Source organism: Mucilaginibacter dorajii (assembly GCF_024808255.1).
GTDB classification, from domain to species: Bacteria; Bacteroidota; Bacteroidia; order Sphingobacteriales; family Sphingobacteriaceae; genus Mucilaginibacter; species Mucilaginibacter dorajii.
On record NZ_JANTYS010000002.1, the window covers coordinates 139,557 to 153,939 of the forward strand.

Consider the following 14,383-nt stretch of genomic DNA (forward strand, 5'->3'; position numbering starts at 1 on the left):
AAAATCTACCCTACAAAACTCTTCGCTTTTACCAACACATTATCCAAACCACTCACATCACTACCACCAGCGGTTGCGAAAAATGGCTGACCGCCGCCGCCGCCTTTTACTTCTTTGGCTAATTCTTTAACGATGTTGCCGGCATGCAGGCCTTTTTCTTTTACCAGGTTTTCGGCAATCATTACCGTGATGCTCGGTTTACCGTCAAGATCGGCAACCAAAACCAGGAACAGGTCTGATACGATATCTTTTAGCTGATAGGCCAGGTTTTTGATGGCTTCAGCGTTGGGCAGGGCTACTTTTTGGGCAATAAAATTAATGCCGTTGATAGCCTCCGCTTTTTGAGCCAGTTCATTTTTCAAGCCTGATGATTTCTCCAGGATCGATTTCTCGATCTCTTTTTTAAGCTTATTATTTTCGTCCAATAAGCTTTCAACGCTTTTTGGCAGGTCTTTAGGGTTTTTAAGCAGGTCTTTCAGTTGGTTTATCAGCAAGCTTTGGTTGGTGATATAAACTTCGGCAGCAACACCGGTGATGGCTTCAATCCGGCGGACACCTGCGGCTACGGCGCTTTCGGCAATGATCTTGAAGAAACCAATTTGCCCGGTGGCCTGTACGTGGGTACCACCGCAAAGCTCCTTGCTAAACTCATCCTCAAAAGTGATCACGCGTACGTATTCGCCGTACTTTTCGCCAAACAGGGCGGTTACACCGCTGGTGATGGCCTCGGCATACAGTACGCTGCGTTCTTCTTTAAGCGGGATATTTTGACGTACTTTTTGGTTTACGATGGCCTCGATCTGCGCCAGCTCCTCATCAGTAACTTTGGCGAAGTGCGAAAAATCGAACCTTAAATACTGGTCGTTAACTAACGAACCTTTTTGATTTACGTGCGTGCCCAATACCTGTTTCATAGCGGCATGCAGCAAGTGCGTGGCCGAGTGGTTGGCATTAGTTTGACCGCGCAAAGCAGGGTCGACGATGGCGGTTAAAGCATCCTCAATATCTTCGGGCAGATTATCTACAAAGTGAACGGTTAGTCCATTTTCTTTTTTAGTATCAGTAACTAAAATGATGGTGCCATCCGGGAAAACCAATTCGCCCTTATCCCCTACCTGGCCACCGCTTTCGGCATAGAAAGGTGTTTTATCCAATACAATCTGGTATTGCTCTTTACCTTTAGCCGTTACCTTGCGGTATTTTACCACGTGGGCAATAGTTTCGGTTTCATCGTAGCCGGTGAAGATGGAAGTTTCATCGTCTTTTAGGATGATCCAATCTTGTGTATCGATTGTACCGGCTGCACGGGAGCGAGTTTTTTGTTCTTGCAGAGCAAGCTCATATCCTTCAATATCAACAGAAAAACCTAACTCACGCGCCATCAATTCGGTTAAATCAATTGGAAAACCATATGTGTCAGATAATTCAAATGCAAAAGCACCATTTATTTTATTTGGTTCAAAGCTCTCATAAAAGCCAGTTGCCTTCTGCCCCGCTTCTAAATGAGTAAGCAATTTTATACGCTCATTAAATCTCGCAATCCCGTTACCAAGGGTTCTTAAAAAAGCTGTTTCCTCTTCTAAAATCACCTTCTGCACAAAGTCTTTTTGACTATACAAATTATCAAACACCCCCTTAAATTGTTCTGCTAAAACTGGAACTAAGGTATTCAAAAACGGATCTCTAAATCCTAAATATTGATATTGATACCTTACAGCCCTACGCAAAATGCGACGTATGACATATCCAGCTTTATTATTTGAAGGTAATTGTCCATCGGCTATAGCGAAACTAATGGCGCGGATATGATCAGCAATCACACGCATTGCAACGTCACTATCTTCGTCAACCTCAACCTTATCTTTAGATTCTACCCATATTGCGGGATATGGTGTTCTCGCTTTTTCAGCAATAAATTGAATTAAAGGCTGAAAAACATCTGTATCATAGTTGGATGTTTTGCCTTGTAGCACGCGTACCAAACGCTCAAAGCCCATCCCTGTATCCACGTGTTTGGCAGGCAATGACTGTAACGCGCCGCCCTTTAAGCGGTTAAACTGCATAAATACGTTGTTCCAGATCTCTATCACCTGGTCGTGATCGGCGTTTACCAGCGTAGCACCGCTAACTTCGGCACGCTCGCTATCCGGGCGACTGTCATAATGAATTTCCGAACACGGTCCGCAGGGGCCGGTTTCGCCCATTTCCCAAAAGTTATCTTTTTTGTTGCCGGGGAGTATGTGCGCTTCGTCAACATACTGTTTCCACAGGTTGTAAGTTTCGGTATCTTTTTCAAGGCCGTCCTTTTCGTCGCCTTCAAAATAGGTAACGTACAGGCGGTCTTTGGGTAGTTTGTAAACTTCGGTTAACAGTTCCCAGCTCCAGGCAATGGCTTCTTTTTTAAAGTAATCGCCAAAGCTCCAGTTGCCCAGCATTTCAAACATGGTGTGGTGGTAGGTATCAATACCCACCTCTTCCAGGTCGTTATGTTTACCACTTACGCGCAAGCAGCGTTGGGTATCTGCCACGCGTGTTGCTTTTGCAGGTGCTTCGCCCAAAAATATATCTTTAAACTGGTTCATCCCCGCGTTAGTGAACATCAGGGTTGGGTCGTTTTTAATAACAATTGGTGCCGAAGGAACGATGGTATGTCCCTTTGAAACAAAAAAATCAAGAAAAGCCTGGCGTATTTCAGTAGCTGTCATGGGTGCAAATGTAATTATTAGTCGGAAAGTCAGGAAGTCGGAAAGTTAGAAAAATTGGAGGGAAAGTCGGGAAGTCCGAAAAGTCCGGAAGTTTGAAAGTTGGGGAGGGGGCGTTTTCATATCGCTTTTTTTGTCTGAACCGGGATTTATAGGATTAAGGGATTGACAGGATTTAGCCCCTTGTTGGTGTTGTCACCAACAAGCCAGGGATCGTCGAGCAGAAGATAGTATCGCCCCTTGTTGGTGTTGTCACCAACAAGCCAAAGATCGTCGAGAGGAAGATAGTGCTACGTAAGCACCAAAGCCTTTTTACATGCCGAAATTTGTTGGTGACAACACCAACAAAGCGCTGTGACAACGCCAATAAAGCCCTGTGACCACACAAACAAAGCTCAAGATCAAAATCTTGTTAATTCCGACGAATCTGTTTAATCCCGGTTCAGACAAAAAGTTCCGAATTACTCCCTATTTTTGCCAAAAATAAAATATGACCTTAAAATACCTGCCTCTTATCATCATTACGGCGTTAACATTATCAATAACCTCCTGCACAACTTATTATATTCCTATTGATAGTTTTAAACAACAGTTACCAAGTTTAGAAAAATCGGCACCATTAAGAAAAGTTACAGCAGTGGATCCTTACGGTGCTAAGTCAACTTACAGCATCTATCCTATCGACTCGGTAAGATGTGTAGACAAGAATGGAAAATGGTTTTTATTAAAAAACAGCCCCGCATTAGAAATACGCTTTACGGATATTAACAACAAAAGAACCACTTTTTACTTTGATCACGTTTATGTAATACGGGATTCTATTACCGGTTTGCAATCGCACATTCTTGGATTTAAAAAAACAATTCCATTAAACACCGTAAAAACCATTGAAATACAGGATGGAGGAAAAAGGTTTAAGTACGTGGATTAGATTAAGAGGATAAAACCGGCGGAAGGCTTTGTCTGAACCGGGATTTATGAGATTATCAGGATTTTTGACCTGTACAAATCAAAATCCTGTAAATCTGATAAATCCGTTTAACGGCGAGGCCTTCTTGAACGCCTTAAAAATCAATTAAAAGGTGAAAAATCCAGGTTCAGACAAAAAATCCGAAATCGAAAATCCCAAATCCGAAATCAAAAAGATATCTTTGCATATGCCTTATAAAGACCGCGAAATAAGCAAGATGTATTATACTATGGGCGAGGTATCGGCCATGTTTGATGTGAATCAATCGCTTATCCGTTTTTATGAAAAAGAGTTTGATGTGCTACAGCCTAAAAAGAATAAAAAAGGCAACCGCTATTTTACGCCCGAGGATATTGAAAATTTCAAGATCATTTTTCACCTCATCCGCGATAAAGGTTACACCCTTAATGGCGCTAAAGACCACCTTAAAACCAATATGGCCGATACCCGCGAAAACCAGCGCGTGATCGATTCGCTCGAAAACATTAAAAAATTCCTGTTAGAAGTACGCGATCAGTTGTAGTGTGTACACATCTTTGTAAAAAGAGAAATGTCATTTCGATAGAGCGAAGGAGGGGCATAAGCGGGGTGCGAAAGAGAAATCTTATACAAGCGAGAAGCAAACATGGCCTGTCGTATAAGATTTCTCCTCACCTCCGGCGCACAATCCCCACCGGTTCGTTCGACAAGGTTTTTATTTAGCGATCCGGTTCTTAAAGATGGATCTCCTCAGTAGCCCCAAGGAAGGAATCGCACTTACCCCGGCTCTTAGTTTATTTCAAAAGCGATTTTCCTGGTTGTAGGTATCCGCCTAAAACATATCTTTATTGCTTTCTATCAAAATAAATGATCGCGAACCATAAAGGCGAGATCCCTTTTGTTGTATTGCTGCTTCCCTTTTTGCTGGGGATCTCTGTAGGTATCGGCTTTATTGCTGCCGCGTACCTTCCTTTGCTTTGGGGCGTTTTCGGGGCGTTTGCTATCACCTTTATCATACTCAACTTTACCTACCAGCGCTTGGGCATCTACAAAAAACGCTGGCTGGGCGGGTTGCTCATGACCTTTACGCTGTTTACAGCCGGTATTATCATCGCCATCAATTATAACGAGCTTAACCAACCCTATCATTTTTCCAAATCGCAGGCGCAATACCTTACGGTAACCATCAATAACGAGCCACAGCTAAAAAACGGATTGATCAGATTTACAGCATCAGTTCGGCAAAACGTTAACAACAAACAGCCCACTTCCGTTAGCGGCAACCTGCTGGTTACTATTAAAGATAGCGCGGCCTTTGTTCTTCAATATGGCGATGAGTTGCTCATCCCGGCTAAATATGATGCAATAGATCCTCCGTTTAATCCCGGCGAGTTTAATTACAAAAAATACCTGGCACACCAGAACATCCATTACCAGGCTTTTTTATATCCGGGCATGTATAGGGTTTTACGGCATGATAGCGACAACCCGTTCATCGCTTTTTCCCTGCGGTTAAGGCAGCAAATGGTCGTTAGGTTTAAACAACACATGCATGATCCCGGTGCCATCGCGGTAGCATCAACCCTTATTTTGGGTTATAAGGCCGATTTAAGTAACGATATTTTACAGGCCTATTCTAAAACGGGCACCATTCATGTATTGTCTGTTTCGGGCGCGCATGTGGCTATTATTTACGTGTTGCTGCAATGGATGCTGGGCTTTTTAAACCGTTATAAATACGGCAGGGTTATTAAAGCGGCAATCATTATTACGCTTATTTGGTATTATGCCATACTCAGTGGCTTTTCGCCGGCGGTTTGCCGGGCGGCGGCGATGATCAGTATGGTTATCATCGGCAAAACCTACGCCCGGCACATCAATATGCTTAACCTGCTGGCGCTTTCGGCGTTTTTACTGTTGCTGTATAACCCGTTTTTCATCACCGATGTAGGCTTTCAACTCTCCTACCTCGCCGTTGCAGGGTTAATCATTTTGCAGCCCGTAGTTTATAAATGGCTGCAATTTAAAAACAAATGGGCCGATAAACTTTGGGCAGCCTGCTCGGTATCTATAGCGGCGCAGGTAATTACTTTTCCTTTAAGTGCCTGGTATTTTCACCAGTTCCCGGTTTACTTTTTGCTGAGTAACCTGCTTATCATTATTCCTACAGCTATTATTATGTACAGCGGCATAGCCTACCTGGCACTTTCATGGGTGCCGATGCTGTCAACCATGCTGGCCTGGGTATTGGAGCAAACTATCCTCTTCATGAACCGGGCACTGGCCTTTATTGAACATGCGCCGTTTGCAGGTATCAATAAAATCTGGCTTAGCATGCCTGAATACCTGTTGCTTTATGTGATCATCATTGCCCTGTTTTACTTTTTATACGATAAAAAGAAATGGCTCATTTATCTGTTTATGACGAGTTTGCTTTTGCTCTGCACCAGCATCAGCCTGAAAAGATACCGGCAGGGAGCCAACAGCGCCATTACCTTTTTAAACCTGCGTAAAAACACCGGCATCGTATTCAAAAACGGCAGTACCGCTGTAGTATTAACCAATCTTGCCGATACCGATCGCAATTACAGCTACTCGGTACAGCCATACCTGGATAGTACGCAAGTATCGCAGGTAAAACACATCGATCCAAATCAAAATATCGCCTTACCTTTTTTGAAAAAACAAGGTGCTTTAATACAGTTTTTTGATAAAAGGATAGTTATATTTGATAAGCAATTACAGAACCAGCCGCTACCCAACATCATAAAAACCGACTATCTTTATATTACCGGTAACCCGCATACAAGCCTGCAGGTTATTAATAAAAGCTATGACTATCAAACGCTTGTAATTGACGGCAGCAACAGCAGGCAAACCATAGCGAGGTTTGAGGCCGAAGCCCAGGGCATGCGTATAAATTATAAAATATTAAAACGTAACATTTCCCTTACAAGAGTATCTAATTAGCAACATTAAACTAACAACCAATAAACTTGTCTGTAAATTAAAAAACAAGTAATTTGGTATAACAAATTAAAACTATGAGCATTAAATTATTCAATGTTGCCCTGGGTTTAGCCCTTACTGCAACCACACTAAGCGCGAGCGCACAAAAAAAGTATAGCGAAGGCGTTGTAGATTTTACTACCAGCATGATGGGTCAGCAAATAAACGCGAAAAGCTATTTCAGGGCCGATTCAAATGCCTTTGCTTTTTCGAACGGACCGGCCAATATCAAAATTTTAACTAACGCGGCCGCTACATCAATGGTTATTTTGGTTGATGTACCTGTTGCCAACATTAAAAAAGCAGCAGTTGCAAGTCCGGATGATATTGACCAGGCAACAGCGGCTTTGCCAACACTTACGTTTGCGCCAGGCACTGAAACTAAAGTGATCAATGGCTTTAACTGCAAAAAAGTAGTTGCTACTGATACCAAAACCAAAAAAACTTACGATATCTGGGTAACCAATGATATTGAGATCCCTTTGGCTGGTATAGCTAAATACTACCAGGGTATTGGCGGTTTCCCGGTACAGTACACTTCATTTGCACAAGGCCAGTCAACCGAGGTTACTGTTAAAGCTGTAACCGAGCAAAAAGTACCTGCGGGCACCTTCGGCATCCCATCTGATTTTGAAAAGATCACCATGGATGATTTGAAGGCTATGCGCGGCGGCGGCAGATAAGCCCCTTCATTAACAATTCAATAAAGGTTTCTTAACATTGGGGTTAAAGTATTATTTTTACCACCCCTTATGTTAAGAAACCTTTTCAGTTTACTCAGATTCTTTTTGTTCTGGATGTTGTTTTTTGCAATAACCAGGTTAACATTTGAATTATATTTTTTGCCCAAACTAAAGGTTGCCGGCATAGGTGAAATTATTCAAACCTTTTACTACGGCCTGCGGCTGGATGCTTCTGCAACGGCCTACATCTGCGCCCTGCCCCTGTTGGTATTTGCTATTGGCTGGTGGTTTCCCAAATTACATATCAAACCCATCTGGCTTAAAATATACGTTTGTTTTTGCCTGCTGCTGATCTCCGTAGATACTGGTCTTAACTTTAACATCTTTCGTGAATGGGGCACTAAAGTGGTATACCGGGTTTTTAAATCCTTGTACGATGCCCCTTCAGAAGCCATGGCCTCCAGCGGCTCATCGCCGGTTACCAGGTGTGTTATTATTGTTTTGATACTAATAGCCCTGGGGGTGGTACTCTCCAACTGGATCATCAATTACGATTTTAAAAAGCCGGTTGTTAACCCACGTGTTAAGGCTGTCACCGTACTGCTATTGCTGTTTTTTAATTTTGTGCTGATGCGTGGCGGTTTACAGCCCGATCCGGTGAGCCAAAACTCGGCTTACTTTTCAGACCATGAGTTTTTGAACCAGTCGGCCCTGAATACCGAATGGAACCTGTTTAATAACATCGTGGAGAATTTCCGTCGCCCTTATAACCCCTTCCTGTTTATGGAGCCGGCGAGCGCGTCGCAGTTAGTCCAGGAGACCTACAATACCAAACCCGACAGCAGCTTAAAAATACTCACCACCGACAGGCCCAACGTGGTAATCATACAAATAGAAAGCTACACCGCCGAACTGATCCATTCCCTTGGCGGTGATGAGGGTGTAGCACCCAACTTTGAAAAATTTATCAAAAACGGCATCCTGTTCAACAACATTTATTCATCTGCCGATAGAACGGATAAGGGCATCATATCTATCATGAGCGGCTTCCCTGCACAAGCGATACGTACCATCATTGCCGATACCCTGAAACAGAAAAAACTGCCCGCCATTGCCACCTCGCTTAAAAACGCGGGTTACCAAACCTCCTATTTTTATGGCGGCAAAAGCAATTACATGCACTTTGATGTGTTTATGAAAAGCCACCAGGTTGAGCAGATCACAGATGAAGCCGCCTTTGATAAAAGTCAGATCAAAACCCAGTGGGGCGTATTTGATGATGTACTTTTTGCCCGCCAAATACAAGGTATGCAGCAGCAGAAGCAGCCGTTTTTCTCGTACATGCAAACATCAACCAATCACGAGCCCTTTGTACTGCCTGTAAAAGGGCATTTCCCCGAAGACGATGAAGCCGGCGATGCCAGCAACAAATTCAGGAGCACAGCCTACTTTACAGACTCCTGCCTTAACGCCTACTTTGAGCAGGCCAAAAAACAGGACTGGTACAAAAACACCTTGTTTATTTTAGTGGCCGATCATGGGCACCGCCTGCCCCATAACATATCTGAAGCCTACAATCCCAAAAAATACCACATACCGCTGTTGTTTTTAGGCGATGTGATCAAACCGGAATACCGTGGCAAAAAGATCAGCAAATTAGGTGGACAAACAGATATCGCCGCCACCCTGCTGGCACAATTAGGTATCCCCCACAATCAATTCAAATGGTCAAAAAACCTGCTTGATCCCAACAGCAAAGACTTCGCTTTTTTTAACTGGGACAACGGCTTTTGCTTCATGACACCGCAGCAAACCGTAAGCTATGATAACTCAGGCCAGCGCATTATTTATACTTCTAACAAAAGTGCGGACGTTAAAACCACCGATAATACGCTGTTGTATGGAAAGGCTTTTTTGCAGCAGGTGTTTACGGATTATATGAGCTATTGACGGTTGATAGTTTGATTGCGTTGATGATTTTTAATTTCAGTAAAGGGCTTTAAAATGGCAGACTGGAGGCGCCTACGGAGCCAAATAGAAAGCCCGGTTACAGCTATAAACACGATACTCCTACGGAGTGTTGAACATTTGCATCAGTCCTACTATAGGTTTTCGAATAGTCTTGTGTTTTTTTAAGATATACTGACTCCAGCGGAGTCACGTGTTTATAGTAAAACATCGACATTGTTCCTGGCTCCGTAGGTGCCTCCTTCGTGCGTTATTTATAGCTGGAATTTATTGATTTTACTTGCCAGAGTTAAAGAATTAACAAAATTTAAATTCAAGAAATTCTCTTAATTCGATGAATTCGGGTTTAGACAGAAAAATCTGCACACTTGAAATCTGCATATCTGCACATCAATTCAGCGTCTCCCCCAACTGTTCTACCCACATACCAAACAGCCTGGTTTCAAACTCAACAGCTTTATTAGCGTGCTTTTCCCAATCGGGCGAGAATTTGTGGAGCTGGTTCAGCATTTCTTCCAGGTGACCTTCCTCTTCCAGGATAATTGATTTTACGTTTACTTTACTGCCCGCTTCATCTAAAGCCGATTGATATATCGGGTACAACTCATCGGCACGCACTTCAATGGAGTACGTAACTAACAGGTAGGCGGCAAAACGCAGTTCGGCACCGCTTAGGTTTAGTTCTGTTTTAAGGTAACGGCAAACATCAATATCCAGCTGGTTTAAATAATACTTGCTTGAACCAGGGGCCAGCAGGTATTCGGCGGCATAGGTTGGCAGTTCTACCCCTGTTTTTTCCAGTTGTTTTTTAAGGTAGAAGGCATGGCGATGCTCTTCGGCAGCGTGCTTCAGAATGATGTAGGTTACCGTTTGCGGATCTTCGCAGGCCGAAATTTTGCGGGCACCGGTATTTTCCATCAGCGATAGTGTATTTAACCAGCGTGAGTGTAATTCGTTATCGGCAATTATGCGGGGTAAAAGTGTATTTAATAGCATGTTAAATTTCTTGTAAGGCCTGTTCTATTTTGCTGTAAACATAAGCCAGTTCATCGTTTGTAATGCAATACGGAGGTAAAATGTAAATTACGTTACCCAGGGGCCGTAAAATAATACCTTCCGCCAAAAAGTAATGGTACAACTTATCGCGCAGCGAACTGAAATAAGAGGTATTATCACCCGTTTCCCATTCCATGGCCAAAATAGTACCGGTTTGCCTGATGGTTTTTATTTTAGGGTGATATTTTATCTTTTGGGCAAACTGAGCATGCAAAGCAACAATACGTTCAATATTGGCCGCTGTTTCTGCCTGCTCAAACAAATCAAGGCTGGCCAATGCCGATGCACAAGCGATTGGGTTAGCGGTAAACGAGTGACCATGAAACAGCGTTTTTAGCTTATCGTCAGATAAAAAAGCATCATATATTTCCTGGGTACAGGTGGTAACACCCAAGGCCATAGTACCACCTGTTAAGCCTTTTGAAAAACACATGATATCCGGTTGTACCTGCAGATAGTTACAGGCAAACTCCTTACCGGTACGCCCAAAGCCCGTAAATATCTCATCATCTATCATCAGCACGCCTTCCTGCTTGCAATGCGCCATCAGCTCATCCAGGTATTCGGCTTCATACATCAGCATTCCGGCAGATCCCTGTACCAATGGCTCAAAAACAAAACAAGCTAAGTCAGATTTGAGATTTGAGATTTGAGATTTGAGACTTTCTATATTATCCCTGGTGGGTGTGTCAATAAATTCAACTTCAAATAGTAAACTATCAAAAGCTTTGGTAAACGCGCTGCGGCCGCTTACGGCCATAGCGCCAAAGGTATCGCCATGGTAAGCGTTGCTGAATGCCAGTATTTTGGTACGCTGGTTGCCTTTATTGAGCCAGTATTGCAGGCACATTTTAATGGCCACCTCAATCGCTGTAGATCCGTTATCGGAGTAAAATACCTTTTGCTGATTATCGGGCAGGTGCGTTAATAAACGCTCTGCTAATTCAACTGCGCCCTCATGGGTAAATCCTGCGAAGATCACGTGCTCCAGTTTGGTAAGCTGTTCAGCTACTTTTTTGGCAATGTAGGGATGCGCGTGGCCGTGAATATTTACCCACCAGCTTGATACCGCGTCAATATATTGTTTGCCTGCTTCGTCAAACAATAACGCGCCTTCGCCCCTTACAATAGGGATAGGCGGCGCGGCGGTTTTCATTTGGGTATAGGGATGCCATATTACTTTTAAATCGCGTTCCTGTAAACTCATAATTCGTTTAATAATAGTTCAACAACACGTTTATCAGTAGGGAACTCAAAATCAGCTATACTTAAAGTGGTCATTGGTACCCACCTGAAAGCCTGGAGTATTTCCCCTTCGCCATCAAAATCAAAAGGGATGGTTTTTATGGTTAAGTTAACCGGTGTAATGTTGCGCACCAGGTAATAAACACTAATAATCTGCGAATTGTTAAAGGCCGACTTAACTACAAAATCGGTAGTGTAAAAATGGCTTACCACTTCAATTTCAACATTGCACTCCTCCATAAACTCACGCTTAAGGCCATCAATAAGGCCTTCGCCTAATTCAAGGCCGCCACCGGGAAATTTGGTAAACCGCATGCCGTATTCCTGCTCATCGCTTATCAGCAACTCGTCGTTATCATTTAACAGCAAACCGTAAACCCTTACATTAAAATATTCCATTTATTCAAAGTGTTTTTTGTTGCGTACTACGTTTTCCATAGTCCACACTATGGTTTCCGTTTGCGCCTCGCTCCTGATGGGGCAATTGGGCATGCTGCAGTAGTGGCAGCAATCGGGCAAACATGGGTCGGCGTGTATAAAAAGCTCCGTGCTTACGCCTACATTTTCATTGATCATTTTATCAACCAATGACACCTCGGCGTGTACCTTATTTAAATCGAAATAGTTTGGCAGCGTTAAATGGCAATCAATGTGTAATTCATGACCATATTTTTGAGCCCGCAGGTTATGCACATCAATCCAGGCCTCGCGGCGTTGCTCGCCTAAAACTTTGATCACTTCATTAACCACCTCGACATCGGCTTCGTCCATAAGGCCCGCTACAGAGCGGCGTACCAATTTATAACTGCTATAAACCAAATAGAAGCCCACCAGTATTGATAAAGCACTATCAAGCCAAATTACACCTATAAAACGGATGAGCAGCAAGCCGGCCACCAAACCAATGCTGGTTACCATGTCGGCAATTAAATGGTGACCATCGGCATCAAGGGTAATAGACCGCAGTACTTTACCTTTATGAATCATGTAGTAACCCAACGCGCCATTGATAGCGCCGGTTGCGCCTATAATAACAGCACCGGTAAGCAGGTCATGAATATTTTCGGGATGGATAAGACCGTATATTGATTTCCCGATGATGATTAAACCGGCAATACCAATAAGCGAACCTTCAATAAAAACCGAAAAAAATTCAATTTTCCCATGTCCATAAGGGTGATTCTCGTCGCGAGGCTGCGATGCCAGGTAAATACTGAAAAAGGCGAAGGAACTGGCTATTACGTTTACAATGCTTTCGGCGGCGTCACTCAATACAAAATTGGATGCGGTTAGGAAGTAAGCCCCAAACTTCGCCATCATCAGCACTATCCCCGTTATCAGCGAAATTAATATGATCCTTTTTTGTTCCTTCAAAGCAATCTGGATTAGGCCGCAAATTTATAAATAACAAGCGTAAGTAGCAGTAAAGTTATTTTCTATATTTGCCGCGATAACACAATTCATATGAGCACATTAAGTAACCGGATAAATAACCTGTCCGAATCAGCAACTATTAAAATGGCCAAATTGGGCCGTGAACTTGCCGCAAAAGGCGTGGATGTGATCAGCTTAAGCTTTGGCGAACCTGATTTTCATACTCCCGAACACATTAAGGAGGCCGCGAAGCAAGCCATGGATAAAAATATGACCTACTACACACCCGTAGCAGGCTATCCAGATCTTCGTAAAGCTGTTGTTGCCAAGCTGAAGAATGAAAACGGACTTGATTATGATTTTAGCGAGATAGTGGTTTCTACAGGGGCTAAGCAGGCTATTGCCAACGCGGTACTTTGTTTAGTTAACCCCGGCGAAGAAGTAATTATCCCTACCCCTTACTGGGTATCATATAGCGAAGTGGTTAAACTTGCCGAAGGTGTAAGCGTTTTTATTAACACCACTGTGGAGCAAAATTTTAAAATTACACCGGCGCAGTTAGAAGCGGCCATTACGCCAAAAACTAAATTGTTTATGTTTTCATCACCTTGTAACCCTACCGGTAGTGTTTACAGCAAGGATGAGTTAGAAGGCCTGGCTAAAGTATTTGAGAAAAACCCTCACGTATATATTTTAAGCGACGAGATCTACGAGCACATCAATTATGTTGATAAACATGAGTCGATAGCGCAGTTTGATTATATTAAAGATCGTGTAGTGATCATCAATGGCTGGTCAAAAGCATTTGCCATGACGGGTTGGAGAATTGGTTATACCGCCTCAAACAAAGAGATTGCCACCGCCTGCGATAAAATGCAAGGCCAGGTTACGTCTGGTACCTGCTCTATTACCCAGCGTGCCGGTGTGGCCGCTTACGAAGGCGGTTTAGAAAGTGTATTGGAAATGAAAGCCGCGTTCAAAAAACGCCGCGATATTGTTTACAAATTACTAAGCGAAATTGAAGGACTTAAAGTAAACCTGCCAGATGGCGCTTTTTACTTTTTCCCTGATGTTACCTCGTTTTTTGGTAAAAGCTATAATGGCAAAACTTATAACGATGCTGATGAACTTTCTATCTACCTGTTAGAGGAAGCACATGTAGCAACTGTAGGCGGCGATTCATTTGGCGATCCTAAATCGATCCGTTTATCATATGCAGCTGCCGAAGATAAATTGATTGAAGCGGTAAGAAGGATTAAGGAAGCGTTGGGGAAACTCTCTTAGATGTGCAGATTTCAGATGTGCAAATGATTTGAAAATCTGGTGATTTGAAAATTTGAAAATCAAAAATCCTGTTAATCTGATAAATCTGTGTAATCCCGGTTCAGAAAAAAAAC

The 14,383-nt window shown here is 43.0% G+C and carries 11 protein-coding genes; 6 read left to right on the forward strand and 5 right to left on the reverse strand.

Annotation, left to right across the window (positions count from 1 at the left end):
* Positions 1-5: 5 nt before the first annotated feature.
* Complete coding sequence (gene alaS, locus FHS10_RS02625) at positions 6-2,705, reverse strand: alanine--tRNA ligase (RefSeq protein ID WP_259087392.1); 2,700 nt, start codon at positions 2,703-2,705, stop codon at positions 6-8.
* A gap of 487 nt (positions 2,706-3,192) precedes the next feature.
* Between alaS and FHS10_RS02630 the strand changes: the two genes are divergently transcribed.
* The 5 genes from FHS10_RS02630 (at position 3,193) to FHS10_RS02650 (ending at position 9,293) form a co-directional block, all read left to right on the forward strand.
* Positions 3,193-3,633: a hypothetical protein gene (locus FHS10_RS02630; RefSeq protein WP_259087393.1), complete on the forward strand. Its 441-nt coding sequence runs from the start codon at positions 3,193-3,195 to the stop codon at positions 3,631-3,633.
* Between the two features lie 226 nt (positions 3,634-3,859).
* On the forward strand, positions 3,860-4,195 hold the full coding sequence (locus FHS10_RS02635) for a MerR family transcriptional regulator (RefSeq protein ID WP_259087395.1): 336 nt from the start codon (positions 3,860-3,862) through the stop codon (positions 4,193-4,195).
* Positions 4,196-4,518: 323 nt separating this feature from the next.
* Positions 4,519-6,621 carry a ComEC/Rec2 family competence protein gene (locus FHS10_RS02640; protein ID WP_259087397.1) on the forward strand — a complete coding sequence of 701 codons (2,103 nt, stop codon included), beginning with the start codon at positions 4,519-4,521 and terminating at the stop codon, positions 6,619-6,621.
* Positions 6,622-6,695: 74 nt separating this feature from the next.
* Entirely contained in the window at positions 6,696-7,343 is a 648-nt protein-coding gene (locus FHS10_RS02645; protein ID WP_259087399.1) for a DUF4412 domain-containing protein, read from the forward strand.
* A gap of 159 nt (positions 7,344-7,502) precedes the next feature.
* Positions 7,503-9,293, forward strand: coding sequence for an LTA synthase family protein (locus FHS10_RS02650; protein ID WP_259087401.1), 1,791 nt, complete (start codon positions 7,503-7,505; stop codon positions 9,291-9,293).
* Between the two features lie 408 nt (positions 9,294-9,701).
* Here FHS10_RS02650 and FHS10_RS02655 read toward each other — a convergent pair whose 3' ends face one another.
* From FHS10_RS02655 to FHS10_RS02670, 4 genes are read right to left on the reverse strand one after another with little or no spacing between them, the layout of a single operon-like run.
* Positions 9,702-10,307: a hypothetical protein gene (locus FHS10_RS02655; RefSeq protein ID WP_259087403.1), complete on the reverse strand. Its 606-nt coding sequence runs from the start codon at positions 10,305-10,307 to the stop codon at positions 9,702-9,704.
* Between the two features lies 1 nt (position 10,308).
* Positions 10,309-11,574 carry an adenosylmethionine--8-amino-7-oxononanoate transaminase gene (gene bioA, locus FHS10_RS02660; RefSeq protein WP_259087404.1) on the reverse strand — a complete coding sequence of 422 codons (1,266 nt, stop codon included), beginning with the start codon at positions 11,572-11,574 and terminating at the stop codon, positions 10,309-10,311.
* A complete protein-coding gene (locus FHS10_RS02665; RefSeq protein WP_259087406.1) occupies positions 11,571-12,011 on the reverse strand; it encodes an NUDIX domain-containing protein in 441 nt (146 codons plus the stop codon). The genes bioA and FHS10_RS02665 overlap by 4 nt, the downstream gene beginning before the upstream one ends.
* Positions 12,012-12,986, reverse strand: coding sequence for a cation diffusion facilitator family transporter (locus FHS10_RS02670; RefSeq protein ID WP_259087408.1), 975 nt, complete (start codon positions 12,984-12,986; stop codon positions 12,012-12,014).
* A 90-nt stretch (positions 12,987-13,076) separates the two neighbouring features.
* Between FHS10_RS02670 and FHS10_RS02675 the strand changes: the two genes are divergently transcribed.
* On the forward strand, positions 13,077-14,270 hold the full coding sequence (locus tag FHS10_RS02675; RefSeq protein ID WP_259087410.1) for a pyridoxal phosphate-dependent aminotransferase: 1,194 nt from the start codon (positions 13,077-13,079) through the stop codon (positions 14,268-14,270).
* Positions 14,271-14,383: the final 113 nt, after the last annotated feature.

Excerpts from the sequence above, each read along its gene's own strand:
- alaS (WP_259087392.1), bottom strand. The coding sequence starts at position 2,705 with ATGACAGCTACTGAAATACGCCAGGCTTTTCTTGATTTTTTTGTTTCA.
- FHS10_RS02635 (WP_259087395.1), top strand. The coding sequence starts at position 3,860 with ATGCCTTATAAAGACCGCGAAATAAGCAAGATGTATTATACTATGGGC.
- FHS10_RS02655 (WP_259087403.1), bottom strand. The coding sequence starts at position 10,307 with ATGCTATTAAATACACTTTTACCCCGCATAATTGCCGATAACGAATTA.
- FHS10_RS02630 (WP_259087393.1), top strand. The coding sequence starts at position 3,193 with ATGACCTTAAAATACCTGCCTCTTATCATCATTACGGCGTTAACATTA.
- FHS10_RS02665 (WP_259087406.1), bottom strand. The coding sequence starts at position 12,011 with ATGGAATATTTTAATGTAAGGGTTTACGGTTTGCTGTTAAATGATAAC.
- bioA (WP_259087404.1), bottom strand. The coding sequence starts at position 11,574 with ATGAGTTTACAGGAACGCGATTTAAAAGTAATATGGCATCCCTATACC.
- FHS10_RS02675 (WP_259087410.1), top strand. The coding sequence starts at position 13,077 with ATGAGCACATTAAGTAACCGGATAAATAACCTGTCCGAATCAGCAACT.
- FHS10_RS02645 (WP_259087399.1), top strand. The coding sequence starts at position 6,696 with ATGAGCATTAAATTATTCAATGTTGCCCTGGGTTTAGCCCTTACTGCA.
- FHS10_RS02640 (WP_259087397.1), top strand. The coding sequence starts at position 4,519 with ATGATCGCGAACCATAAAGGCGAGATCCCTTTTGTTGTATTGCTGCTT.